Annotated in this window: 24 protein-coding genes and 1 riboswitch; of the genes, 15 read left to right on the top strand and 9 right to left on the bottom strand. The window is 60.2% G+C overall.

Annotated elements, in window-relative coordinates; genetic code table 11:
- From OXR04_RS07885 to bioD, 3 genes are all read left to right on the top strand, one after another.
- The coding region (locus OXR04_RS07885; RefSeq protein ID WP_267395043.1) for an 8-amino-7-oxononanoate synthase at window positions 1-876 on the top strand (876 nt) is incomplete at its 5' end.
- Complete coding sequence (bioC, locus tag OXR04_RS07880) at window positions 860-1615, top strand: malonyl-ACP O-methyltransferase BioC (protein ID WP_267372543.1); 756 nt, start codon at window positions 860-862, stop codon at window positions 1613-1615. The genes OXR04_RS07885 and bioC, both read left to right, overlap by 17 nt.
- Window positions 1612-2283, top strand: a complete 672-nt coding sequence (gene bioD, locus OXR04_RS07875; protein WP_267372542.1) for a dethiobiotin synthase — start codon at window positions 1612-1614, stop codon at window positions 2281-2283. The genes bioC and bioD overlap by 4 nt, the downstream gene beginning before the upstream one ends.
- A gap of 63 nt (window positions 2284-2346) precedes the next feature.
- Here bioD and OXR04_RS07870 read toward each other — a convergent pair whose 3' ends face one another.
- The gene (locus OXR04_RS07870) at window positions 2347-3069 is read right to left on the bottom strand and encodes an ATP-binding cassette domain-containing protein (protein ID WP_009091339.1); all 723 of its coding nucleotides are present in this window, start codon (window positions 3067-3069) and stop codon (window positions 2347-2349) included.
- Between the two features lie 893 nt (window positions 3070-3962).
- On the opposite strand from OXR04_RS07870, the gene uvrB reads away from it, so the two are divergent.
- On the top strand, window positions 3963-5984 hold the full coding sequence (gene uvrB / locus OXR04_RS07865; protein WP_009091335.1) for an excinuclease ABC subunit UvrB: 2022 nt from the start codon (window positions 3963-3965) through the stop codon (window positions 5982-5984).
- On the opposite strand, the gene yvcK is transcribed toward uvrB, so the two are convergent.
- On the bottom strand, window positions 5968-6891 hold the full coding sequence (gene yvcK / locus OXR04_RS07860; RefSeq protein WP_009091333.1) for a uridine diphosphate-N-acetylglucosamine-binding protein YvcK: 924 nt from the start codon (window positions 6889-6891) through the stop codon (window positions 5968-5970). The genes uvrB and yvcK overlap by 17 nt on opposite strands.
- 203 nt (window positions 6892-7094) lie before the next feature.
- A riboswitch (molybdenum cofactor riboswitch) is annotated at window positions 7095-7228 on the top strand.
- Here yvcK and moaA point away from each other — a divergent pair.
- The 5 genes from moaA to moaE all read left to right on the top strand — a co-directional run bounded on the left by moaA (window position 7218) and on the right by moaE (window position 9914).
- On the top strand, window positions 7218-8204 hold the full coding sequence (gene moaA, locus OXR04_RS07855; protein ID WP_154927948.1) for a GTP 3',8-cyclase MoaA: 987 nt from the start codon (window positions 7218-7220) through the stop codon (window positions 8202-8204). It overlaps the preceding riboswitch by 11 nt.
- 14 nt (window positions 8205-8218) lie before the next feature.
- A complete protein-coding gene (moaB, locus tag OXR04_RS07850; protein ID WP_009091329.1) occupies window positions 8219-8734 on the top strand; it encodes a molybdenum cofactor biosynthesis protein B in 516 nt (171 codons plus the stop codon).
- A gap of 2 nt (window positions 8735-8736) precedes the next feature.
- Window positions 8737-9222, top strand: a complete 486-nt coding sequence (gene moaC / locus OXR04_RS07845; RefSeq protein ID WP_267372541.1) for a cyclic pyranopterin monophosphate synthase MoaC — start codon at window positions 8737-8739, stop codon at window positions 9220-9222.
- On the top strand, window positions 9215-9460 hold the full coding sequence (gene moaD, locus OXR04_RS07840; protein WP_267372540.1) for a molybdopterin synthase sulfur carrier subunit: 246 nt from the start codon (window positions 9215-9217) through the stop codon (window positions 9458-9460). The genes moaC and moaD overlap by 8 nt, the downstream gene beginning before the upstream one ends.
- Before the next feature lies 1 nt (window position 9461).
- Entirely contained in the window at window positions 9462-9914 is a 453-nt protein-coding gene (gene moaE / locus OXR04_RS07835; RefSeq protein ID WP_009091326.1) for a molybdopterin synthase catalytic subunit MoaE, read from the top strand.
- Between the two features lie 7 nt (window positions 9915-9921).
- Here the strand turns inward: moaE and OXR04_RS07830 are convergent, their stop codons facing one another.
- Window positions 9922-10707 carry an OBAP family protein gene (locus tag OXR04_RS07830; protein ID WP_267372539.1) on the bottom strand — a complete coding sequence of 262 codons (786 nt, stop codon included), beginning with the start codon at window positions 10705-10707 and terminating at the stop codon, window positions 9922-9924.
- Between the two features lie 106 nt (window positions 10708-10813).
- Between OXR04_RS07830 and OXR04_RS07825 the strand changes: the two genes are divergently transcribed.
- Both OXR04_RS07825 and OXR04_RS07820 read left to right on the top strand, forming a co-directional pair.
- Window positions 10814-11908 carry a DUF1615 domain-containing protein gene (locus OXR04_RS07825; protein ID WP_058958322.1) on the top strand — a complete coding sequence of 365 codons (1095 nt, stop codon included), beginning with the start codon at window positions 10814-10816 and terminating at the stop codon, window positions 11906-11908.
- Between the two features lie 103 nt (window positions 11909-12011).
- On the top strand, window positions 12012-12719 hold the full coding sequence (locus OXR04_RS07820) for a Bax inhibitor-1/YccA family protein (protein ID WP_046101458.1): 708 nt from the start codon (window positions 12012-12014) through the stop codon (window positions 12717-12719).
- Between the two features lie 84 nt (window positions 12720-12803).
- On the opposite strand, the gene OXR04_RS07815 is transcribed toward OXR04_RS07820, so the two are convergent.
- Genes OXR04_RS07815 through OXR04_RS07805 form a run of 3 tightly spaced genes read right to left on the bottom strand, consistent with a single transcriptional unit; the run spans window position 12804 to window position 15774 of the window.
- Entirely contained in the window at window positions 12804-13772 is a 969-nt protein-coding gene (locus OXR04_RS07815; RefSeq protein ID WP_009091322.1) for a lysylphosphatidylglycerol synthase domain-containing protein, read from the bottom strand.
- Window positions 13772-15016 (bottom strand): cardiolipin synthase ClsB, encoded by a 1245-nt coding sequence (gene clsB, locus OXR04_RS07810; RefSeq protein WP_267372538.1) that lies wholly within the window; start codon window positions 15014-15016, stop codon window positions 13772-13774. Before clsB ends, OXR04_RS07815 begins: the two co-directional genes overlap by 1 nt.
- Window positions 15013-15774, bottom strand: coding sequence for an endonuclease/exonuclease/phosphatase family protein (locus tag OXR04_RS07805; RefSeq protein WP_009091319.1), 762 nt, complete (start codon window positions 15772-15774; stop codon window positions 15013-15015). Before OXR04_RS07805 ends, clsB begins: the two co-directional genes overlap by 4 nt.
- A 179-nt stretch (window positions 15775-15953) precedes the next feature.
- Here OXR04_RS07805 and OXR04_RS07800 point away from each other — a divergent pair, with 179 nt between their 5' ends.
- The 4 genes from OXR04_RS07800 to OXR04_RS07785 all read left to right on the top strand — a co-directional run bounded on the left by OXR04_RS07800 (window position 15954) and on the right by OXR04_RS07785 (window position 20140).
- Window positions 15954-16346, top strand: coding sequence for a YbhQ family protein (locus OXR04_RS07800; protein WP_009091318.1), 393 nt, complete (start codon window positions 15954-15956; stop codon window positions 16344-16346).
- A gap of 218 nt (window positions 16347-16564) precedes the next feature.
- Window positions 16565-17926: an ATP-dependent RNA helicase RhlE gene (gene rhlE / locus OXR04_RS07795; protein ID WP_009091317.1), complete on the top strand. Its 1362-nt coding sequence runs from the start codon at window positions 16565-16567 to the stop codon at window positions 17924-17926.
- Window positions 17927-17928: 2 nt separating this feature from the next.
- Window positions 17929-18879, top strand: coding sequence for a tRNA dihydrouridine(16) synthase DusC (gene dusC, locus OXR04_RS07790; protein ID WP_267372537.1), 951 nt, complete (start codon window positions 17929-17931; stop codon window positions 18877-18879).
- A 70-nt stretch (window positions 18880-18949) separates the two neighbouring features.
- Window positions 18950-20140 (top strand): MFS transporter, encoded by a 1191-nt coding sequence (locus tag OXR04_RS07785; RefSeq protein ID WP_150029438.1) that lies wholly within the window; start codon window positions 18950-18952, stop codon window positions 20138-20140.
- A 12-nt stretch (window positions 20141-20152) separates the two neighbouring features.
- On the opposite strand, the gene OXR04_RS07780 is transcribed toward OXR04_RS07785, so the two are convergent.
- The 3 genes from OXR04_RS07780 to OXR04_RS07770 form a co-directional block, all read right to left on the bottom strand.
- A complete protein-coding gene (locus OXR04_RS07780; RefSeq protein WP_267372536.1) occupies window positions 20153-21751 on the bottom strand; it encodes an inorganic phosphate transporter in 1599 nt (532 codons plus the stop codon).
- Between the two features lie 178 nt (window positions 21752-21929).
- Window positions 21930-23039 (bottom strand): L,D-transpeptidase family protein, encoded by a 1110-nt coding sequence (locus OXR04_RS07775; RefSeq protein WP_009091312.1) that lies wholly within the window; start codon window positions 23037-23039, stop codon window positions 21930-21932.
- Window positions 23040-23236: 197 nt separating this feature from the next.
- The gene (locus OXR04_RS07770) at window positions 23237-25051 is read right to left on the bottom strand and encodes a glycoside hydrolase family 15 protein (protein WP_267372535.1); all 1815 of its coding nucleotides are present in this window, start codon (window positions 25049-25051) and stop codon (window positions 23237-23239) included.
- Window positions 25052-25106 lie beyond the last annotated feature (55 nt).

The following is a 25106-nucleotide window of genomic DNA, read 5'->3' as shown; positions in this document are numbered from 1 at the left end:
CTGGCCGACTGGCTCGGCTATGAGCGTGCGCTGCTCTTTATCTCCGGTTTCGCAGCCAACCAGGCGGTGATCCATCTGCTGGGAGAGAAAAACGATCGCATCCTGGCTGATAAACTCAGCCACGCCTCACTGCTCGACGCGGCCAGCCACAGCCCGGCGCAGCTGCGCCGGTTCAGTCACAACGCGCCGGAGAGTCTGGCGGCGCGGCTCGCCTCACCCTGTGAGGGGGAGACGCTGGTGGTGACGGAGGGGATTTTCAGCATGGATGGCGACAGCGCGCCGCTGGCTGCACTGGCGCAGCAGACGCGTCAGGCCGGAGGCTGGCTGCTGGTGGATGATGCGCACGGCATTGGCGTGGTGGGTGAGCAGGGGCGCGGCAGCTGCTGGCAGCAGGGCGTCCGGCCGGAACTGCAGGTGATCACCTTCGGCAAAGCCTTTGGCGTCAGCGGCGCGGCCCTGCTGTGCGATGCCGACACCGCCGACTACTTTCTGCAGTTCAGCCGTCATCTGATCTACTCCACCGCCATGCCCGCCGCCCAGGCTTTTGCTCTGCAGGCGGCGCTGCATGAAGTTCAGCAGGGCGAGGCGCTGCGCCAGCGCCTCCAGCAGAATATCCGCCATTTCCGGCGCGGCGCGGCGTCACTGCCGTGGCAGCTGATGGATTCAGAGAGTGCGATTCAGCCCCTGCTGGTGGGTGAAAACAGCGAGGCGGTGGCGCTCTCTGCGCGGCTGGCTGAGGCGGGCTGCTGGGTGAGCGCTATCCGGCCGCCTACCGTGCCACCGGGTACCGCCCGGCTGCGCATCACCCTGACGGCGGCGCATCGCCCTGAGGATATCGATCGGCTACTGGAGGCGCTGCATGACGCTGCAGGTTGACAAACAGGCGGTCGCTCGCGCTTTTGGCCGGGCGGCGAGCCACTACGATGCGCATGCCGCCCTGCAGCGTCTGAGCGGCGATGCCCTGCTGGCACACGCCCCGGTCGACAGTGGTCTGCACCTGCTGGATGCCGGTTGTGGCACCGGCTGGTACAGCCGGCTCTGGCGCGCGCGCGGCAAACAGGTTATGGCGCTGGATCTCTCCCCGCAGATGCTGCAACAGGCACGCCGCAACGACGCGGCGCAGCACTATCTGGCGGGGGACATTGATGCGCTGCCGCTGGCGGACAACAGCTTTGACCTGGTCTGGAGCAACCTGGCGGTGCAGTGGAGTGACGATCTGCCGCAGGCGCTGGCCCAGTTCCGGCGGGTGCTGCGGCCCGGCGGCACGCTGCTCTTTTCCACCCTGGGGGACGATTCGCTGCAGGAGGTGCATGAAGCCTGGTCACATCTGGACGCACTGCCGCATGCCAATCGCTTTCTCAGCGAGGCGCAGATTGCCGCCGCCTGCCATGCCTGGCCGCTGCGCTGCACCTCGGAGCGGGTGACGATCCATTTTCCCGATGCGCTCAGCGCCATGCGCTCACTGAAGGGCATTGGCGCGACCCATCTGCATCAGGGGCGTGACGGCCAGGTGTTAACCCGGCAACGCCTCAGCCGGTTAGAGGCGCACTGGCCGCGCGACCGGCACGGCTACCGCCTGAGTTATCATTTAATTTATGGAGTAAGTGCATCATGAAACGCCTGTTTATCACCGGCACCGACACCGAAGTCGGCAAAACGGTCGCCAGCGGCGCGCTGTTGCAGGCCGCCGCCGCCGCAGGCTTCCGCTGTGCGGGCTATAAGCCGGTGGCGTCGGGTTGTGAGATGACGCCGGAGGGGATCCGCAACAGCGATGCGCTGGCCCTGCAGCGTTACAGCAGCGTCGCGTTAACGTACCAGCAGGTCAATCCGCTGGCCTTTATGGAACCGACATCGCCGCACATCGTCAGCGCGGAAGAGGGCAGGCCGATTACCCATCTGGCGCTGTCGGCCGGTCTGGCGGCACTGGAGCCGCTGGCGGACTGGATTCTGATCGAGGGGGCCGGGGGCTGGTACACCCCGCTGTCGGAGACGCACACCTATGCGGACTGGGTGGTCAGCGAACAGCTGCCGGTGATTCTGGTGGTGGGGATTAAGCTGGGCTGCATCAACCATGCGCTGCTCACCGCAGAGGCGGTACGGGCGCGCGGGCTGCCCCTGGCAGGCTGGATCGCGAATACCATCGAGCCACCGGGCAAACGCTATCAGCACTATCTCGCCAGCCTGAAACAGCGCCTGCCTGCCCCCTGTCTGGGCACGATCCCCTATCTCACGGATGAGGCGCAGCAGGCTGCCTGTGGACACTACCTGACGCTGCCTGAATAAGCGGACCCGGCCCGGCAGTCACTGCGGCCAGCGGCGGCTCTGCCCGCCGCAACCGGTTTTGCCTCAGGCCACCGTCAGCCATTTATCGACGGTGTAGTCGTCAAGCTGCGCCATGCTGCCGTGCGCCACATTGCGACCGCGGTGCAGCAGCAGAAAGTAGTCTGCCACGCGGCGGATTAGCGACAGGCGCTGCTCCAGCAGGAGAATGGTCAGCCCGTAGTCGAGGTTAAGCCGCCGGATCAGATTGCCCATCTCCTCCTCCAGCCACGGCGACATGCCGTCGGTGGGTTCATCGAGAATCAGCAGTTTAGGTTGCAGCACCAGCGCACGCGCCAGGGCCAGCTGTTGCTGCTGATCGACAGGCAGATCGCCGCTGCGCTGCTGGCGCAGCGAATAGAGTGCCGGAAAGAGATCGAAGACCATTTCAGGAATGGCGCGATGGCGATCGTGCTGACTGGCACCCGCCAGCAGGGCGATCAGCAGGTTATCTTCCACGCTCATCTGGGTAAAAATGTGGCGGCCCTGCGGCACGTAGCCGATCCCCATCTGTGCCCGCTGTTCAGCCGGTTGCAGCAGCAGATCTTCCGGCGGGGAGCCATCTTCCTTCCAGGAGATAGAGCCGCTGTTGATAGGCAGTCTGCCCATGATGCAGTTCACCAGCGTCGTTTTGCCCATGCCGGGCCGGCCCAGAACGCCGGTGCAGGTGCCAGGCGCCAGATCGAGGTCCACATCCCAGAGAATGTGGTTCTGACCATAAAATTGATTTACCGAACGTAAACTCAGCATCTGACACTCTCCTTCCCGATCATTAGCCTGAATGCTTCCGCTCTCTGTCGTCTGGCAAACAAGTCATCAGCAGCGGCCCTGTCGCCGTTGCAGCTCAGTGCGCCTGGTGCGCGTTGGTGCCAGAGAGTCCTGCAATTCCCAGGCCAGATCTTAAAACGGCCCTGTTTTCTGCTGCTGTGCCTGCTTTCGGGGAAGGAAAGGTGAGAAAAACTTATCAATTCCCCACGGTCATTACGCACCTGCACTTTTGCAGTGCCTGGCGGCGCTGTTCCTGGTGCAGGCGTGCTCTGAGAAGGCAACGAATCTGATTAAGAATTCTAGTCGGCGCCCGGAAATTTGCCTGGCCAGCGGGGGGAAGGATTAAAAATGCAGACTATTCCGCCAGCCGCGGGCGCGAAATTTAACGGAAAAAAAATTATTTTCACGGTGTCAGAAGGGCAGGGAAAAACTATACACAGCTGATGGCGGCGGGGCTGCCATCACTTATCCACTATTCCTGTGGATAACCTTGTGCATTAGGTAATGAAAACCAGTTGGAAGCGAGGAAATACGGGGCCTGGTAACATAATGACGAGATCTTGGCCTCATAAGCTAAAGCCAGTAAAATCAGTATTTTATTAAAAAACAAGCCTGCGATTTCTCTGTCAGGTAACCAGACTGTAATTTTGTGACGCTCTATTGACAAATGTTAAATCCGATCTCTGCCTGGGGATAACCTTGCGCAACACGCTTCGCCTGGATTTTCATCGCGCGCCAGAGAGGGGAGCGGAACCGCAACAGGGTTAACATTGCACCATTACTGTTTTTATATCCAGTATTATTTTCTGGCAAAATCACCATAGCCGAGTAAAATAAGTGCCTGCCCGCCGACTTCTCCAGCAGGAAATGCATTCATGAGCAAAGCCTTTAAATTAAACTCTGCCTTTAAACCTTCAGGCGATCAGCCTGAGGCGATCCGTCGCCTGGAAGAGGGACTGGAGGATGGACTGGCCCATCAGACCTTATTAGGGGTAACCGGCTCCGGTAAAACCTTTACCGTCGCCAACGTGATTGCCGACCTCAACCGTCCGACCATGGTGCTGGCGCCCAATAAGACGCTGGCCGCCCAGCTTTATGGCGAAATGAAAGAGTTTTTCCCGGATAACGCCGTGGAGTTCTTCGTCTCTTACTACGACTACTATCAGCCTGAAGCCTATGTGCCCAGCTCCGACACCTTTATCGAAAAAGATGCCTCGGTGAATGAGCACATCGAACAGATGCGTCTGTCGGCCACCAAGGCGCTGCTGGAGCGGCGGGATGTGATCGTGGTGGCGTCCGTCTCCGCGATCTACGGTCTGGGCGACCCCGATCTCTATCTGAAAATGATGCTGCACCTGACCCGCGGCATGATCATCGATCAGCGCAGTATTCTGCGTCGTCTCTCAGAGTTGCAATACACCCGAAACGACCAGGCGTTCCAGCGCGGGACCTTCCGGGTGCGCGGCGAGGTGATCGATATCTTCCCGGCGGAGTCGGATGACATTGCGCTGCGCGTAGAGCTGTTTGACGAAGAGGTTGAGCGGCTGTCGCTGTTCGACCCGCTGACCGGCCAGATCGAGTCGGTGGTGCCGCGCTTCACCATCTACCCTAAAACCCACTACGTCACGCCGCGCGAGCGCATCCTGCAGGCGATGGAAGAGATCAAAGTGGAGCTGGCGGATCGCCGGCGGGTGCTGCTGGAGAACAACAAACTGCTGGAAGAGCAGCGTATCACCCAGCGTACCCAGTTTGATCTGGAGATGATGAGCGAGCTGGGCTACTGCTCCGGCATCGAAAACTATTCACGCTATCTCTCTGCCCGCGGGCCGGGCGAAGCGCCGCCGACGCTGTTTGACTATCTGCCTGCCGATGGCCTGCTGGTGGTGGATGAGTCCCACGTCACCATTCCGCAGATTGGCGGCATGTATAAAGGCGACCGGGCGCGTAAAGAGACGCTGGTGGAGTATGGCTTCCGTCTGCCGTCGGCGCTGGATAACCGTCCGATGAAGTTTGAAGAGTTTGAGGCGCTGGCGCCCCAGACCATCTACGTGTCGGCGACGCCGGGTAAATATGAGCTGGAAAAATCGGGCAATGAAGTGGTCGATCAGGTGGTGCGTCCGACCGGTCTGCTCGATCCGATCATCGAAGTGCGTCCGGTCGGCACCCAGGTTGACGATCTGCTGTCGGAGATCCGTCAGCGCGTGGCGGCCAACGAACGTATCCTGGTGACGGTGCTGACCAAACGCATGGCGGAAGATCTCACCGAATATCTGACAGAGCATGGCGAGAAGGTGCGCTATCTGCACTCCGATATCGATACGGTGGAACGTATGGAGATCATCCGCGACCTGCGTCTGGGTGAGTTTGATGTGCTGGTGGGCATCAACTTACTGCGTGAGGGGCTGGATATGCCGGAAGTGTCGCTGGTCGCGATCCTGGATGCGGATAAAGAGGGCTTCCTGCGTTCAGAACGTTCCCTGATCCAGACCATTGGTCGTGCGGCACGAAACGTCAACGGTAAGGCGATTCTCTACGGCGATAAAATTACGCCGTCGATGGCGCGCGCCATTGAAGAGACTGAACGCCGCCGTGAGAAACAGCAGCTGCACAATGAAAAGAATGGCATCGTGCCGCAGGGCCTCAACAAGAAGATCACCGATATTCTGGAACTCGGCAACAACGTGGTGAAAACCCGTGGCAAAGCCAGACCGGCCCGCCCGGGCGAAGCGCAGGCTCAGGCCGATTTGCTGACCTTAACGCCTCAGGCGCTGCAGAAGAAAATCCACGAGCTGGAGGGACAGATGCAGCAGCATGCGCAGAATCTGGAGTTCGAGCAGGCGGCGAACGTGCGCGACCAGCTGCATGAGCTGCGTACGCTGTTTATTGCGGCCTCATAGCGCCGTTAAAACCCTGAATGGCGTGTTCCAGCGCCACCCTGAGCAGCTGGCGGTCGTGACGATATTTAATGTCGGCGGCTTCCAGCGGTTCACGGACGATCAGCCGATCGTCAATCCCCCGGGTATCGACCGCCGGGCTAACCACCACGGCATCAATCACCCGCTTGCCAATGTAACGCTCCATCATCGCCAGTTTGTCAGCCACCGACAGGCTGGCGGCAGCGGGGCTGAGCTCGCGGCCCAGATTGCCGATAAAGACCATGGTGGCGGGCGTGCGCCGCAGCGCCTGCGCCATCTCATCCATCAGCAGGATCGGCATCAGGCTGGTGTAGAAGCTGCCCGGCCCGATCAGGATCAGATCCGCCTCACCAATCGCCTGCAGCGCTTCCCGCGTAGGCTGGACATTGGGATGCAGCATCAGCTCCTGCGGCGGCTGCTTCATCTCGTCAATCGCCGTTTCGCCGTAAACCATGTTGCCTTCCGCATCCATCGCCACCAGATCCACCGGCTGCTCCGACATCGGGATTAAAAAGGCATCCACCTTCAGCAGGTTGCGGATGATGTTGATCGCCTCCAGCGGGCGCACGCTGAGATGATCCAGCGCGCGCAGCATCAGGTTACCCAGGTTGTGCCCGGCCAGTTCGCCATTACCGGCGAAACGATACTCAAACATCGCAGAGGCGACGCTGGGTTCGGTAATCAGCTGGTTCAGACAGTTGCGCATATCCCCCCAGGCGATCCCGCCTTCGGAACGGCGGATACGGCCGGTTGAACCGCCGTTGTCGGTGGTGGTGACAATGCCGGTGAGACGCGAGCCCAGCGGGGAAAGGGCAGACATCACGCGGCCCAGACCGTGTCCGCCGCCCAGTGCCACAACGCGATCAAGATCGGCCAGTGTGCGATTCATACTTCTCCTTACTTCCTTTCGCGTGGCGAGGCTCTAAACGCTAAGCCCGCGCGGATGACTTACGTCAAAATCAGGCGGGCATTTTAACGTATCCTGTCGCGAAAATGCGGTGAAAATTCGATATGTATAAGAATATATAGCGAAAACAGCGAATGGAAGAGTGGCGTGAATCACGCTACCATCATGTTTACCGCGCTGATCAACGGGTCAGCGTACACTCAAGCCTGAATGCCTAAGTCTGCGGATAGGGGGTTCAGGCCGTAGCCATCGAGCTGCCAGGGTGCAGGAAGAAATGACTGCATCTCCCAATCTGGAAAGGTGTTCTGGTGTCACAATTTACTGATGCATACGCGCGTAAGTTCTATTACCTGCGCCTGTCGGTCACGGATGTCTGTAATTTCCGCTGTACCTACTGTCTCCCGGACGGCTACAAGCCGCAGGGAATTCGTAACAAAAGCTTTCTCTCTCTGGATGAAATCCGCCGTGTCACGCGGGCCTTTGCGGCAGCCGGCACGGAAAAAGTGCGGCTGACCGGGGGTGAGCCGTCGCTGCGCCGTGATTTCACCGACATCATCGCCACGGTGCGTGAAAACGCCGCCATTCGTCAGATCGCGGTGACCACTAACGGCTACCGGCTGGCGCGTGACGTGAAGCAGTGGCGCGAGGCAGGCTTAACCGCGCTGAACGTCAGCGTGGACAGTCTGGATGCCCGCCAGTTTCACGCCATTACCGGTCAGGATAAATTTCATCAGGTGATGAGCGGCATCGATGCCGCCTTTGACGCCGGTTTTCGCCAGGTGAAAGTCAACAGCGTGCTGATGCGCGATCTTAACAGCCGCAATCTCGCCACCTTCCTGGACTGGATCCGCACCCGTCCGATTCAGCTGCGCTTTATCGAACTGATGGAAACCGGTGACGGCGGTTCGCTGTTCCGCGATCAGCACGTTTCCGGTGCGGTGATCCGCGACCAGCTGATCGCTCAGGGCTGGCAGCGTCGCGAAAGCGAACGCAGTGACGGCCCGGCGCAGGTTTTTTACCATCCCGATTATGTCGGCGAGATCGGCCTGATTATGCCCTACGCCAAAGATTTCTGTGCCAGCTGCAACCGTCTGCGCGTCTCCGCACAGGGCAATCTGCACCTCTGTCTGTTTGGCGACGGCGGCATTCCGCTGCGCGATCTGCTGGCGTCGGACGACCAGCAGGCTGAACTGCAGGCGCGCATTGCCAGCAGCCTGGGGCAGAAGAAGCAGACCCATTTTCTCCATCAGGGCAACACGGGCATCACACAGAATCTCTCTTACATTGGCGGCTAATTTCAGGAGGCAGTATGGGTAAACCAGCCAGCGAATTTCAGGCGGTGCAGATTGCGGTGATGACGGTCTCCGATCGTCGCGATGCCAGCAACGACACCTCCGGTGACTACCTGCGCAGCGCGGCGGCGGAAGCGGGCCACAGCGTGGTCGATCACGCTATCGTGCCGGAGAATCTCTATCGCATTCGTGCCACCGTGTCGCGCTGGATCGCCAGTGACGATGTGCAGGTGGTGATCGTGAACGGCGGCACCGGGTTTAACCTGAAGAACAGCACGCCGGAAGCGCTGCTGCCGCTGTTTGACCGCGAGATTGAGGGATTTGGCGAACTGTTCCGGATGATCTCCTATGAGGAGATTGGCGGTTCGACCCTGCAGTCACGCGCCATTGCCGGTCTGGCGAATCAGACGCTGATTCTGGCCGTGCCGGGTTCGACCAGCGCCTGCCGTACCGCCTGGGAGCGCATCATTGCCGATCAGATCGATGCGCGCACCGCGCCCTGTAATTTTGTCTCACATCTGAAGAAACAATAAGCATGTCTCAACTTACACACATTAACGCCGCGGGCGAAGCGCACATGGTGGATGTCTCCGCCAAGGCTGAAACCGTGCGCGAAGCGCGGGCAGAAGTGCTGGTGCTGATGCAGCCGGAAACGCTGCAGATGATTATCGAGGGCAGCCACCATAAAGGGGATGTCTTTGCCACCGCCCGCATCGCCGGTATCCAGGCGGCGAAACGCACCTGGGAGCTGATTCCGCTCTGCCATCCACTGATGCTGAGCAAAGTGGAAGTGAGCCTCGAAGCAGAACCGGCACACAGCCGGGTCCGCATCACCTCGCTCTGCCGCCTGAGTGGCAAAACCGGCGTGGAGATGGAGGCGCTGACCGCGGCTTCGGTGGCCGCGCTGACTATCTACGACATGTGCAAAGCGGTGCAGAAAGATATCGTCATCGATCAGCTGCGTTTAATCAGCAAGAGCGGTGGCAAAAGCGGCGATTTTCAGGCGGTGGCCCATGATTAAGGTGCTGTTTTTTGCCCAGGTGCGCGAGCTGACCGGCACGGCCGCACTGGAGGTCAGCGCGGACTATCCGGACGTGGCGGCACTGCGCGCATCCCTCGCTGCACGGGACGACCGCTGGGCGCTGGCGCTGACGTCGGGTAAGCTGCTGGCGGCGGTCAATCAGACGCTGGTGCCGATGACGCATCCCCTGCGCGCCGGGGATGAAGTGGCCTTTTTCCCGCCCGTGACCGGAGGCTGAGATGGATACGCAGATTCGCGTCGGCCCCGCGCCGTTTGACATGGCGGAAGCGTATCGCTGGCTGGCCGCCTGTGATGAAGATGGCGCGGTTGTGACCTTTACCGGTAAAGTCCGCAACCACAATCTGGGGAGTGATGTGGCGGCGCTGACGCTGGAGCACTATCCCGGTATGACCGAGAAAGCGCTGCAGGAGATCGTGGCGGCGGCGCGTGAACGCTGGCCGCTGCAGCGCGTCACGGTGATCCATCGCGTCGGCGAGCTGTTTCCCGGCGATGAAATCGTGCTGGTCGGCGTGACCAGCGCCCATCGCGGCAGCGCCTTTTCCGCCGCCGAATTCATCATGGATTACCTGAAAACGCGCGCGCCCTTCTGGAAACGCGAAGCGACAGAGCAGGGTGACCGCTGGGTGGATGCCCGCGACAGCGATCACCAGGCCGCTCAGCGCTGGGAGTAGCGCGGAACTACGGCTGCTTCAGCTGCTCCGCCGGGCCAAAGCGGGTCTGGCCGTGACTGTGCTCACCACCGCCCGTCGTCCGCTTCAGCTGGATCACCTGGCCCTGCTGCCACGCGTTCGCACCCGCCGCCGCCGGGTGCGCCACGATATCGGCGCGCCGGGCGCGAATCGCTTTGCTGTCGACGTCGAAGCGGCGATCGCGGTCGGCCAGCAGCCGGGAATCCATCTGACCATCCGCCGTAAAGCCCATCATCAGTGCCGGAATGCCGAGCGGCAGCGTTTTATCGCGGTCGGTATGCCAGGTGTGCCAGGTTTTCCCGTAGGTATTCACGATGCGTTTCATCAGGGCCTGATCGGCGCTGGCGGGCAAGCCCGGCGCAATCAGCGTGCCCGACTTCACCTCATACTGGTGGCTGTGCCACAGCTTCTTCTCCTCCGGGGGCAGGGTGTTGAACAGCCGTTCGCTGATGATGTACTCCACCCCCATCAGCCGCGCGTCGCGGGTATTGCCGTCATAGATCACCGCCTGCATCACATCCTCGTTCAGCACGGTGACGTAGTGGTGTGCCTCCATCTGACCGTTCTGGTCACCATTGTAAAAATGGAAGCCATCCAGATAGGTGTTGATCGCCTCAATCGGCGGTCGTGACTGTATCACGCTGGCGCCGGTCTCCAGCAGCTTCAGCGAGGAGGAGGTGGGCGCGCCCGGTGACTGCACCTGAGCAGGCGTATTATTGGCGCCGCAGCCGGTTAAGAACAGGCTGAACGCCGCAACAGGCCAGAGTTTAAACATCGTAAGTTCCTTTAACTTTAAAAAAGGTAACCTTAGTTCAGTTCCCGCCTGCCTGTGAAACGCTGGCGATGATAGAGTAGGGTTTTGGTTCATTCTGAGGACAGGCATGTCATCCACCCCGATTCTGCAACGTCTGACACTGGTCGCCGCGCTGGTGCTGGCGGGCTGTAGCAGCAAGAAAACCCCCGAGGCGCCGGTCCGGCAGCCTGAGGATGTGAAAGCGCAAATCCAGCGGCTGCTGCCGTCGCATGTCAGCAACAAAGCGGCATGGAGCGACGATATCTACACCTCTTTCCGCACCCAGCAGATCGATCCCAGCGCCAGCAACCTCTGCGCGGTGATCGCCGTGGCGGATCAGGAGAGCAACTTCAGCGCCGAGGCGGCCGTGCCCGGCCTGCCTAAAATCGCCTGGGGTGAGATCAATCGCCGGGCGGCCAAAGTCCATGTGCCGGCTTTTCTGGTGCGCACGGCGCTGCTGATTAAATCTCCGACCGGCGAAAGTTACGCGGCGCGGCTCGACAAAGTGCGCAGTGAAAAAGAGCTGAGCGCCATCTTTGATGACCTGATCGACATGGTGCCGATGGGCCAGACGCTGTTTGGCAATCTCAATCCGATCCACACGGGCGGGCCGATGCAGGTCAGCATTGCCTTTGCCGAGGCGCATGCCAAAGGCTACCCGTGGCCGGTTGATGGCACGATCCGGCGTGAAGTCTTTACCCGTCACGGCGGGATCTACTTCGGCACGATGCACCTGCTCGGCTACCCGGCTGACTACAGCCAGCCGCTCTACCGCTTCGCGGACTTCAATGCGGGCTGGTACGCCAGTCGCAACGCGGCGTTCCAGGCGGCGGTGGCGAAGGCGACCGGGATGAAGCTGGCGCTGGATGGCGATCTGATCCTCTATGGCTCAGACGCGGCGGGCGGCACCGAACTGGCGGTGCGCACTTTGTCGAAGCAGATCGACATGAGCAACAGCGCCATCCGGCGCGATCTGGAGAAGGGGGAGAAAGCGTCGTTCAGCGACAGCGAACTCTGGAAGCAGGTCTTTACCCTGGCGGATAAAATGGCGGGCCGTAAGCTGCCGCGTGAAATGCTGCCGGGCATTAAGCTGGAGAGCCCGAAAATTACCCGCAATCTCACGACGGCGTGGTTTGCGCAGCGCGTCGACAGCCGTTATCAGCAGTGCCTGTCGCGGCGTTAAACGGCATGTTGTGGCACAGTTGAGCTGAGCTGTGCCACACTTAAATCTGACAGGGCTCCCTGTGGAGCGTCTTACTACTCATCCCTTTACCAAGAGGTGCATCATGGATCGATATCCACGACATGATTCTATCGTTCAACCCGCCTCGCGCGGGCTTCAGGCTTACATGGCCCAGGTGTATGGCTGGATGACCTGTGGTCTGCTGCTGACGGCGTTTGTCTCCTGGTTCGCTGCACGTACGCCTGCGGTCATGGAGCTGGTCTTCGCCAACCGGATCACCTTCTTCGGGCTGATTATCGCGCAGCTGGCGCTGGTGTTCTTCCTGTCAGGCATGGTGCATCGCCTGAGCGGGGCGGTGGCGACCGGGCTGTTTATGCTCTATTCGGCGCTGACCGGCGTCACGATGGCCAGCATCTTCCTGGTTTACACCTACTCTTCCATCGCCAGCACCTTCTTTGTCGCCGCCGGGATGTTTGGCGCGATGAGCTTCTACGGCTACACCACCAAACGCGATCTGAGCCGGTTTGGCAGTCTGCTCTTTATGGCGCTGATCGGCATCCTGCTGGCGTCGCTGGTGAACTTCTGGCTGAAGAGCCCGGCGCTGATGTGGGCGATTACCTACATCGGAGTGGTGGTGTTTGTCGGCCTGACCGCCTATGACACCCAGAAGCTGAAAAATATCGGTGAGCAGATTGATGCGCGCGATACGGAAAACCTGCGTCGCTACTCAATCATGGGGGCGTTAACGCTCTATCTGGACTTCATCAACCTCTTCCTGATGCTGCTGCGGATTATGGGCAACCGTCGCTGAGTCAGGCTACCCGTTTCGCGGCCAGCGCCGCGCTGAACGGCTGAGATGTAAAGGGGGAGGCGCACCGGTTGCGCCTCCCCCGTTTTATGATGACTTCTGAAGCTTCTGCTCGTTCTTCTGGCGCAGATGCTTTGCCCGGCTCTCCAGAACCAGATAGAGCACCAGCGCCAGCAGCAGCGGCAGGATGAAATAGAGGACGCGATAGGCGAGCAGCGCCGCGATAATGGTGCCATGCGACGCGTGCTGACCGCTGAGCAGTGCCAGGAAGACCGCCTCCAGCACGCCAATCCCCGCCGGAATATGAATGATCACTCCGGCAATACTGCTGATCAGCAGCACGCCCAGCACCATCGGATAGCCGACATCGCGCCCCAGCAGCAGCCAGATAATCGCCCCCATCACCATCCAGTTAGCGCAGGAGACGCCAAACTGCAGCAGCGCCATACGCAGCGAGGGGAGCTGCAGCGTCTGCCCTTTGACCGTCCAGCGTCGCTGTTTCGAGAAGGCACAGGCCCAGAGGTAGATCGCCACCAGCACCAGCAGCACCACGCCGATCAGCCGCAGGGTAGTCTCGCCGATAAACCAGCCGCTGGGGATGGAGACCATGCCTGCACTGAACACCACGCCAGCCAGCAGAATGTAGCCCAGCCAGTTGGTGGCGATGCTCAGGGAGAAGATGCGGGTGATGGTGGCGCTGTCGAGTCCCAGGCGGGAGTAGAGCCGGTAGCGCATCGCCACGCCGCCGACCCAGGTACTCAGCGTCAGGTTAAAGGCGTAACAGATAAATGACACCAGCATCACCTGCCGCTTCGCCAGCTTATGTCCGCAGTAGGCGCGCCCGATGAGGTCATAGCAGCCGTAGACCAGGTAACTCAGCACCACCAGTCCGGCGGCGGTCAGTACCACAAAGCGGTTATAGTTAACGATGACGTCATAAACATCTTCCCAGTTCACTTTGCGGGCATAAACCACCAGCAGCACCACCACTGCGATAAAGAACAGCACGGTGAGGATCTTTTTTGCCAGTTGCCAGCGTGGATGTTTTTTTGCCATCAGGATTTTGCTCCCGGGTTGTCGGCTTCTACGCGATCCTGTGTCTCCATCTCGGGCTGCACCGGGGCAGCCACCTGGGCCAGCCGCGGTGTGTGCGCCGGTAACCAGCCCGCAATAGCCGGGAAATGGCGCAGGAAGTGGAAGACCACCACGCTTTTGCTGAGCTGCCACCAGTTGCGCGGGGGCAGACGATCCTCCTGCACCCGCTGACAATCATTTGCCAGCAGCGCTTCAAGGTTGTCACGCAGCGTCTGGTTAAACGGCCGGTCGTGAATGATCAGGTTGGCTTCCAGGTTGAGTGACAGGCTGAGCGGGTCGAGATTGCTGGAGCCGACGGTGGCCCACTGATCGTCCTTCACCGCGATCTTGCCGTGTAGCGGACGACGGATATATTCATAGACTTCAACCCCGCCATCGACCAGATAGTTGTAGAGCAACTCCGCGCCCACTTTCACAATCGGCATATCCGGCTCGCCCTGCACAATCAGTCGCACCCTGACGCCGCGCTGCGCCGCGTTGCGCATCTCACGCAACAGCCGGTAGCCGGGAAAGAAGTAGGCGTTAGCGATAATCACATCCCGCTTCGCCTCGCGCAGCATCTCAAGGTAGTGCATTTCGATATCGTCGCGATGTTCGTCATTGTCGCGATAGACATAGAGCACCTGGGCATCGCCGGGCCTGGCATTGACCGCCGGACGGTGAGACCGCGACCCCCACCAGCGGCGGGTAGGCTGTTCACTGCCAATCGCCTGCTGCAGATAGCGGGCGATGTCGCCCACCACCGGCCCTTTGACCTGCACCGCATAATCCTGCTTGGCCTCGGGGCCGTAGTCGGTGTTGTGCTCGGCAGAGAAGTTGATGCCGCCCACAAAGGCCACCACATCATCTACCACCACGGTTTTGCGGTGCAGGCGGCGGAACACGTTAGTGCGCATGCCCATCACCAGCGGGCGCGGATCGTAGTAGATGAAGCGCACGCCTGCGCTGGTCAGGCTGTTCACAAAGTTGTCGGAGAGTTCGGCGGAGCCGTAGCCATCCACCATGATTTCAACCCGCACCCCGCGCTGGGCCGCCGCCAGCAGTTCGCGATGCAGGGCATTGCCGACCTCATCCTCAAACAGAATAAAGGTTTCAATCAGCACCGTGCGCTCGGCCCGCTGTATCGCACCAAAGACGCGCGGGAAAAACGCCTCACCATTTTCCAGCAACAGCAGCCGGTTGCCTTCCTGCCAGCTGAAATTCATAGGTGAATCTCCACGGCCAGCGGCGCATGGTCGGAGAGATGGGACCACGGCTTACGCGGCAGCGCCCACGGATGAGTGACGGTGGCATTGCGCACATAGATGCGGTCGAGCCGCAGAATCGGGAAGCGCGCCGGGAAGGTGCGCGCCGGGCGTCCGGTTTTCATGCTGAATACCTCTTTCAGGCCTGCGCCCTGTTTTAAGATCGCGTTAGCGCGTCGTTGCCAGTCGTTAAAATCACCCGCCACCACAACCGGCGCGTCGGGCGGCAGCGAGGTGACCATTTCACATATCATCTTCATCTGCGCGCGGCGGTGCGAGGCCTTCAGGCCAAGGTGCACGCAGATAACGTGCAGCGTGCCATGCGGCTCGGGCAGGGCGATCTGACAGTGCAGCATGCCACGATTTTCACTGCCCGCCACCGAGATATCCCGGTTCTCATACTCTGCAATCGGAAAGCGCGACAGCACGGCATTGCCGTGATGTCCTTCCGGGTAGACCGCATTGCGCCCGTAGGCGAAATCGTTCCACATGGTGTCGGCCAGAAACTCATAGTGTGGCGCCTCGGGCCACGCGTCATGGTTAAGCGGATGGATGGCATGCGTGCCCATCACCTCCTGCAGAAGGACCACATCCGCCGACGTTGCGCGAACGGCTTCGCGTAATTCCGGCAGGATGAAGCGGCGATTAAACGGGGCAAAACCCTTGTGTGTATTGATCGTCAGGACTTTTATTGAAAATCCTTGCGTGTTTTGTGGCATACTCGCGACGCACTCCTTTTCATCATCACCAGAATCAAAGTGTAGTCTTTGTCACAAATGGGTGGTGAGAGAGGGCGATAATTAAGGCGTTATCCGAAAATTGTTTTACATTGAGGAAACCGTTTCCGGCTTGTGCCGGTAGCACTTGGGCGACCTGTTGGGTCTGCCAGGAGAACTGAATGAAATGGTCTAATCGTATTCAAATCATCACGGGTCAGACGTACATGCATATCGCTATGCATCTGCTGGTGATCGCTGCGCTGATCTGGGGCTGGAAGCACAAGGCCCTGGTCGATGTCTGCAGCACGCTGGTGGCCGTCTACGCACTGGTTTTTGTTGCCATGCTGGCAACACAGCGCATCGCCCGTTTACGGACCCTTGGCGATTATCTTGAAGAAGCGACCACCACTTACTACTTTGGCGCTGCCATGATGACACTGTTCCTGGTGTCGCGGATCTACCACAACAACCTGCTGCTGGCGTGCCTCGGCGTGGTGATGTTGCTGGGTCCGGCGCTGGTGTCGCTGCTGGCGAAAGAACCGCCACGGCGCATCGAAAAAAAACGTAGCTAAGTTGAAGGCCACCGAAAGGTGGCCTTCCTGTTTATGGGGCGGGGAAGATGTGTGTGTAAATGTGAGCTATCTCGCACACTTGCTCTAAAGCTGCTACACTCGCCCGCTTACGCATCGTAGTTTGTGCCCTTTTCACGCGTCAGCCCCAGCTGCCGTCACTATCCCTCTGAAAACTACACCGTGAATCACGGACAGAGCGGACCGGAGTAAATCACGTAATGTCTTTTGACTCTCTCGGCCTGAGTGCCGATATTTTGCGCGCGGTCGCCGAACAAGGCTACAGCGAACCTACACCTATCCAGCGCCAGGCGATTCCTGTGGTGCTGGCAGGCCGCGATCTGCTGGCGAGTGCCCAGACCGGCACCGGCAAGACGGCCGGCTTTACCTTACCTCTGCTTGAAAAACTCTCTGCGACCACCACGCCGGTGCGCGGCCGTCGCCCGGTACGCGCCCTGATCCTGACCCCGACCCGTGAACTCGCGGCGCAGGTCGGCGAAAACGTCAGTGACTACAGCAAATATCTCCCGCTGCGGTCGATGGTGGTGTTTGGTGGCGTCAGCATCAATCCGCAGATGGTTAAACTGCGTGGCGGCGTCGACGTGCTGGTGGCGACACCGGGTCGTCTGCTGGATCTGGCGCATCAGAATGCGGTTGACCTCTCTAAGGTCGAAATTCTGGTGCTGGATGAAGCGGACCGGATGCTCGATATGGGCTTTATCCACGACATCCGTCGCGTGCTGGCGCGCCTGCCGGCTAAGCGTCAGAACCTGCTCTTCTCGGCCACCTTCTCTGATGAGATCAAAGGCCTGGCTGAAAAACTGCTGACCAACCCGGAAATGGTGGAAGTGGCGCGCCGCAACACCGCCTCTGAACAGGTTGCTCAGCAGGTGCATTTCGTGGATAAGAAGCGCAAGCGGGAACTGCTGTCGCAGCTGATTGGCGAAGGAAACTGGCAGCAGGTGCTGGTCTTTACCCGAACCAAGCATGGCGCTAACCACCTTGCCGAGCAGCTGGGCAAAGATGGCATCACCGCCGCCGCGATCCACGGCAACAAGAGCCAGGGTGCCCGTACCCGTGCGCTGGCTGACTTTAAATCCGGCGGGATCCGCGTGCTGGTAGCGACCGATATCGCGGCGCGTGGCCTGGATATCGAAGAGCTGCCACACGTGGTCAACTATGAGCTGCCCAACGTCGCCGAAGATTATGTTCACCGTATTGGCCGTACCGGCCGTGCGGCGGCCACCGGTGCGGCACTGTCACTGGTCTGCGTCGATGAGCATAAACTGCTGCGTGATATCGAACGCCTGCTGAAGCGTGAAATCCCGCGCCTGGCGATTCCGGGTTATGAACCCGATCCGAGCATCAAAGCAGAGCCTATCATCAACGGTCGCCAGCAGCAGTCGCGCGGCGGTGCAGGCGGCGGGCGCGGTCGTGGTCAGGGCGGACAGGGTGCAGGTGCACCACGTTCATCCGGTGACAAGCGTTCTCAGCCTCGTCGTCAGGGACAGCCTGCGCCTCAGGGCGACAAGCCCGCTTCCCGTCCGCGTCGTCCGGCACCGAAGCGCACCGGGAACGTCTGAGTATGAGGGTTTTACTGGCGCCGATGGAGGGCGTGCTTGATTCGCTGGTGCGCCAGCTGTTATCGGAAGTGAACGATTACGATCTCTGCATCACCGAGTTTTTGCGCGTGGTCGATCAGCTGCTGCCGGTAAAATCCTTTTATCGTCTCTGCCCCGAGCTGCATAACAACAGCCGCACGCCTTCCGGCACGCGGGTGCGGATGCAGCTGCTGGGGCAGCATCCCGAATGGTTAGCCGAGAACGCCGCCCGTGCGGTGGCGCTGGGCTCCTGGGGCGTGGATCTCAACTGCGGTTGTCCCTCTAAGCTGGTCAACGGCAGCGGGGGCGGGGCGACCCTGCTTAAAGATCCCGATCTGATCTATCGCGGCGCGAAAGCGATGCGTGAAGCGGTGCCAGCTGACTTACCGGTCACGGTGAAAGTGCGGCTCGGCTGGGATTCCAGCGCCCGCAGTCTGGAGATCGCCGATGCTGTACAGCAGGCGGGAGCCAGTGAGCTGGTGGTGCATGGACGAACCAAGGAAGAGGGCTATCGTGCCGAGGCGATCAACTGGCAGGCGATTGGCGAGATTCGTCAGCGGCTGCGCATTCCGGTGATTGCTAACGGTGAAATCTGGGACTGGCAGAGCGCGCAGAACTGTATGGCGGTCACCGGCTGCGATGCGGTGATGATTGGCCGCGGTGCGCTGAACATCCCTAACCTGAGCCGGGTGGTCAAATACAACGAGCCGCCAATGGCCTGGCCTGAGGTGGTGCGCCTGTTGCAGAAATATAGCCGGCTGGAAAAGCAGGGCGACACCGGACTCTATCACGTTGCGCGCATCAAACAGTGGCTTGGCTATCTGCGCAAAGCGTATGCAGAAGCGGATGGCCTGTTCAGCGAAGTCCGGGCGTTAAAATCGTCGGGCGACATTGCACAGGCGATCGATCGTCACGCGACGGTTCATGGTTTGTGATAAAAAATCAGGCGACCCCTTAGCGGCCTGACGGTATAGTGAGCCAAATTTCCTTCACCGCAACTCTGCTATGTCTGACACCGCCGTGTTGAGCAACAGCCAGCTCAACAAACGTATCCTTTCCGTTATCGTTTTCACCTTCTTCTGCTATCTCTCCGTCGGCTTGCCGCTGGCTGTGCTGCCTGGCTTTGTCAAAAATCACCTCGGCTTCAGCTCATTTATCGCCGGGCTGATTATCAGTATTCAGTATTTCGCGACGCTGCTCAGCCGTCCTCAGTCGGGCCGTCTGGCCGACCGGCTTGGCCCTAAACGCGTGGTGATGCTGGGGCTGCTCTGCTGCGGCATGAGCGGGGTGCTGACCATCGTCGCCGCCCTGCTGAGCAGTTGGCCGTGGCTGAGCCTGACGCTGCTGGCTGTCGGACGGCTGTTTCTTGGGGTGGGCGAAAGCTTCAGCAGCACCGGCTCTACCCTGTGGGGCATGAACATCGTCGGGCCGCTGCAGACCGCCCGCGTGATTTCCTGGAACGGCGTCGCCACCTATCTGGCGATGGCGGTGGGCGCACCGCTGGGCGTGATGCTCAACGGGCAGTTCGGCATGAGCGGCTTTGCTGGCCTGATTGCGGTGATGGGGATAGCAGGCTATCTGATGGCGAGCCGCAAACCCGCCGTCACCGTCAGCCTGGGCGAGCGCATTCCGTTTCATCGCGTCTTTTCCCGCGTCTGGCTCTACGGTCTGGCGCTGGGCTTCGGCACTATCGGCTTTGGCGTGATTGCCACCTTCATTACCCTCTACTTTGCCAGCCGCAACTGGCAGGGCGCGGCCTATGCGCTGACGCTGTTCAGCCTGGGCTTTGTGCTGGTGCGTCTCGGCTTCGGGCGCTTTATCACCCGCTTTGGCGGACTGCGCGTCTCGCTGTTCTCCTTTCTGCTGGAGTGTGTGGGACTGCTGCTGATCTGGCAGGCGGACAGCGCGTGGCTGGTGGGGGCGGGGGCGTTTCTGACCGGCAGCGGTTTTTCGCTGGTCTTTCCGGCCCTGGGGGTGGAAGCCGTTAAGCGGGTTGAGCGCCAGGATCAGGGATCGGCTCTCGGCACCTACTCCGCCTTTCTCGATCTGGGACTGGGCTTAACCGGCCCGGTGGCGGGACTCTTTATCGGACACTGGGGCATGCAGTCGGTCTACCTCGCGGCGGCGATCATGGTCCTGGGTGCGCTGCTGATTACCCTGCGGCTCTGCGCTCAGCAGCGGCTCACCAGCGGGTGAGCCGCCGGGTCATCAGAAACGGGTAAACAGCCAGTAGAGCAGGGCGGAGAGCAGAACGGAGACCGGCAGGGTTAAGACCCAGGCGACCGCCAGGTTGCGCAGCGTGGCAAGCTGCAGGCCGGAGCGATTGGCCGCCATGGTGCCCGCCACGCCCGAGGAGAGCACATGGGTGGTGGAAACCGGCAAACCGAAACCGTCTGCCGCGCCAATGGTCGCCATCGCCACCAGCTCGGCACTGGCGCCCTGCGCATAGCTGAGATGGGTTTTACCGATGCGTTCTCCCACCGTGACCACAATCCGGCGCCAGCCCACCATCGTGCCAAGCCCCAGCGCAATCGCCACCACCACTTTTACCCACATCGGAATAAAGCGGGTGGCGCTGTCGAGTTCGCTTTTCACGGCTTTCAGATTGCGTTCCGTCTCCTGCGGCAGCGTGACCTTTGCGGTCTGCAGATGCTTAATCGACTCTGATGCCAGATACATCTGGTTGCGGGTGTTGGTCACCGCCTGGGCGGGGATGTTATCCATCGAGCCATAGCGGCGAATCTCATCACCCACTTCATTGAGCGTCATCGCCAGCGCCGGTAACACCTCGCTGTTCATCCGGTTGCTGCCGACAAAGCCGGTCAGCACGTCGCGGGCCGCCGGAGGGTGTGCCGCCGCCGGTTGCAGCTGGCGCAGCTGATGCGCGGTGACTTCGGTCAGCGCCGCCACGCGCGGGATCTGGTCGGCGGGCAGCGATCGGTTCAGGGCGTAAGCGATCGGCATGGTGCCGACCAGGATCAGCATAATCAGTCCCATCCCTTTCTGCCCGTCGTTAGAGCCGTGTGCAAAGGAGACGCCGGTACAGGTCAGGATCAGCAGGCCGCGGATCCAGACCGGCGGCGGCTGATCGCTCTGTGGCGCACGGTAAAGCTGGCGATTGCGGATAAAGCGTTTCATGACCCACAGCAGCAGCCCGGCACAGACGAAACCCACCACCGGCGAGAGCAGCAGCGCATAGCCCACCTTCAGCGCCTGATCCCAGTCCACGCCGCTCAGGCCGTTGCGCCCGTGCAGCATCGCGTTGGCGACGCCAACGCCGATGATGGAGCCAATCAGGGTATGTGATGACGAGGAGGGCAGGCCAAAATACCAGGTGCCGAGATTCCAGATAATGGCGGAAAAAAGCAGTGCATAGACCATCGCGAAGCCGTTGCCGCTGCTGGCCTGCAGGATCAGCTCCACCGGCAGCAGCGAGATAATGCCAAACGCCACCACGCCGCTGGAGAGCAGCACGCCCATAAAATTACAGAAACCGGACCAGACTACGGCGGCACCGGGCGTCAGCGAATGGGTATAGATCACCGTGGCGACGGCATTGGCGGTGTCGTGAAAGCCATTGACGAACTCAAAGCCGAGCGCAATCAGCAGCGCCAGGCCCAGCAGAAAGAAGGGCAGGAGGCTGGTGACCGGCATGTTGGTCTCTTCAACGTCACTGACCAGATTGAGGCCGGCGAACGCGAGACCCGCGACCAGCAGAATAAAAAACAGCGGTTTACTGAAACGACTGCCTTTGCCACTGAAATCGGGGCGGCCCCGGACGGATGAGGGGAGACTGTTTTCGCTCATGGTGTACCTCATGTGGCGGATAGCGGATGCTGATTTGCACCGGGTTATCGCTGTGTGATACGCGCTTTCTATGACAGATTAATGATAGGCAGGCAGGAAAATTAGCCGGAGAGGGCGGTATAGCGCGGGCAATAAAAAAGCCAGCGACAGGCGCTGGCTTCTGAGAACAGGCGGTCCGTTACGAATTGTTATTCGTCGCGGCTGCCGGGGCGGCCGGGGTCACCGGGGCCGCTTCTGTCGCGGGCTGCTGAGGCTGCGCAGCATCACTGCTGGCACCCTGAGGCGTCACCGGAGTCATTGGCTGTTCCTGAGGGGCGGCCTGTGAGTTTTCCGGCACCTGAACAGGCGCAGTCTGAACGTTGTTCTCCACACCGTTCACTTTTACCGGCATACCGGTACGGCCCTGAATCGCGGCGTTAACCTGATCCTGATTGATGCTGCCATCAGCCAGCACTTTGGTCACGGCCTGAGTCAGCGTGATCGGCACCAGCTCACGGGAGTTGAACTGCTCTTCGGTGGTCGACAGCGGGTTGTGCACTTCCAGGTAACGTGAACCGTCTGGCTCAACCGAGGCTTTCACCGGCTGGTCAACGAACTGAACGCGGGTGCCGACCGGCACATTCTGATAGAGCCACTTGATGTCATCCGCACGCAGACGCACACAGCCGTGGCTCACGCGCAGGCCGATACCGAAGTTGGCGTTGGTGCCGTGAATCGCATAGAGACGACCGATGTAGAGCGCATAGAGGCCCATCGGGTTGTCCGGGCCAGCCGGGAAGACGGCAGGCAGCGTTTCACCGCGAGCGGCGTAGTCGGCGTGCATCCCTTTGGTTGGCGTCCAGGTCGGGCCATCTTTTTTGCGTTCAACCGCCGTGGTCCAGTTGATCGGGGTATCTTTACCCAGCTCACCGATACCAATCGGCAGGACAACCACGGTTTTGCTGCCTTTCGGATAGTAGTAAAGACGCATCTCGGCGCTGTTGATCACAATGCCTTCGCGCGGGGCGTCAGGCAGGATCAGCTGCTGTGGGATAATCATTTTGCTGCCGGCTTTCGGCAGATAAACGTCAACGCCCGGATTGGCTTCCAGCATGTTGCTGAGGCCCATCTGATACTGCGCCGCAAAAGCTTCCAGCGGCAATTTGCTGTCTTCAGGAACGGTAATTTCAATATTTTCCCCGATCAGACGGCTGTTAGCCGGCGGTAACGGGTAAACCACAGCAAAGGCTGACTGGCTGAACGCCGCCAGAGCCAGTGCGATTGAAGCGAAAGCGCGAATCATTTTCATATTTTACAAGTCTTTATCGCCCTGTTTCAGGCTGGTCAAAGTATCGAATTCATGCCGGCCAATGTGACCTGCTGCGCATTATATGTTCATTGATCTGATGTTGTGAATCAGGATTTTAACCTGACAGTAATACTTTACCTAAAACCGTGCAGAGATGAGCGCCTTTCGGGAAAAGAGGGCGCTGAAAACCGCGATGACTAAGGCTGCCACTGGGTCTGTTCGCCGCTGAGTTTCCGGTTCAGGAAAAAGGCGGCGCTGATTAACGCCAGGTGCGTCAGCGCCTGCGGCGTATTGCCCAGCGCATGGCCGTGGCTGTCAAACTCCTCGGCGTAAAGGCCCAGCGGATTGGCGTAGCTCAGCAGCTTCTCAAACTCAAAATGCGCCTCCTGTATCCGGCCTGCGCGCGCCAGGCACTCTACATACCAGAAGGAACAGGCACCGAAAGAGCCTTCCCCTCCCTGCAGGCCATCGGCCGGGGTTTCATGAATATTGTAACGCCGCACCATGCCATCGCTGACCAGGTCCTTTTTGATCGCGTCCAGCGTAGAGAGCCAGTCCGGATCCGTGGCACCGACAAAGCGCACCAGCGGCATCAGCAGCATGGAGGCGTCGAGATAGTCGCCGTGACGTGTGGAGGTGAAGTGCCCGCGCTCCTCGTTCCAGAAATTGGCCCAGATATCTTCGCGGATCTTACGCCGCGCCTCATCCCAGCGCTGATAGGGCATCGGCAGCGATCGCTTCATGCCCAGACGCAGCGCGCGATCCATCGCCACCCAGCACATCAGACGGGAATGCAGAAAATGTTCCGGTTCGCCGCGCATCTCCCAGATCCCGGCATCGGGCTGATCCCAGTTGTCGCACAGCCAGTCGATCATCTTCACTACGTGCTCCCAGCCGCGCTGAGAGATCGCCTCGCCATATTTATTGGCCAGATAGATCGCATCCATCAGCTCGCCATAGATGTCGAGCTGGGTCTGCTGCCAGGCATCATTGCCGATGCGCACCGGCCGGGAATCGCCGTAGCCGGAGAGGTTGAGCAGTTCCATCTCATGCAGTTCGGTGCCGCTGTCCAGCCGGTACATCACCTGCAGGCGCATCTCGTCGTGATGGCTGTTCTCGACGCAGCGACCCACCCACTCCGTAAAGTGTTTGGCTTCATCGGTATAGCCCAGCCGCATCAGGGCATACATGCTGAATGAGGCGTCGCGGATCCAGGAGGCGCGGTAGTCCCAGTTTCGTTCACCGCCCAGCTCTTCGGGCAGGCCAAAGGTTGCCGCCGCCGCAATGGAGCCATACTGATGTGAGGTGAGCAGCTTCAGCACCAGCGCGGAGCGCTGCACCATTTCACGCCAGCGTCCCTGATAGGTGCTCTTTGCGCTCCAGCGGCGCCAGTAGTTGAGGGTATCTTCAAAGCAGTGTTCGGTCGCCAGCGCTTCGATATGCGCATCGTCGACGCTGCCAAATTCAAACTGCGCATGTTCGCCCGGCTGCAGGGTAAAGACGGCGGTCGCGCTCTCATCCTCCAGCGTCATGACGACGCTGGCGGCGAGGCGCAGCGAGGGCTGACCTTCGGCATGAAAATCGATACAGCCGTGATGGGCCTCGGCGCGCGTCTGCGCCCGGGCGTAGTCGTGACGTGGTGAACAGCGCAGGGTAAAGGTCGCGCTGCCGCGTACCATTTTGACCCGCCGGATCAGGCGCGGCAGCTTCTCCCTGTCATCGCAAATCGGCATATAGTCGGTAATTTCTGCGACCCCCTGCTCATCCAGCCAGCGGGTCTGCAGAATATTGGTGTCGGGCAGGTAGAGCTGCTGACGGCGCGCATCGGGCCAGTCCGGCGAGAGGGAGAAGAGGCCGGCATCGTCGCTGTCGAGTAGGGCAGAGAAGACCGACGGGCTGTCGAGTTCAGGCCAGCAGAGATAATCAATCGTCCCGTCATTCGCCACCAGTGCACAGGTGCGGAGATCGCCAATGACGCCATGCTCTTCAATCTTACGTTTTACCTTACTCATGCTCATCTCCCTGTCAGTGTGCTGTTAACTATAGCTGAGCATGCCGATGCGGCTT

Origin of the sequence: Pantoea sp. GM_Pan_3, from assembly GCF_026541045.1 — a bacterium.
In the GTDB taxonomy this organism is placed as follows: domain Bacteria; phylum Pseudomonadota; class Gammaproteobacteria; order Enterobacterales; family Enterobacteriaceae; genus Pantoea; species Pantoea anthophila.
Note: the sequence above shows the minus strand (reverse complement) of the source record. Positions and strands in the feature narration are given on the sequence as shown.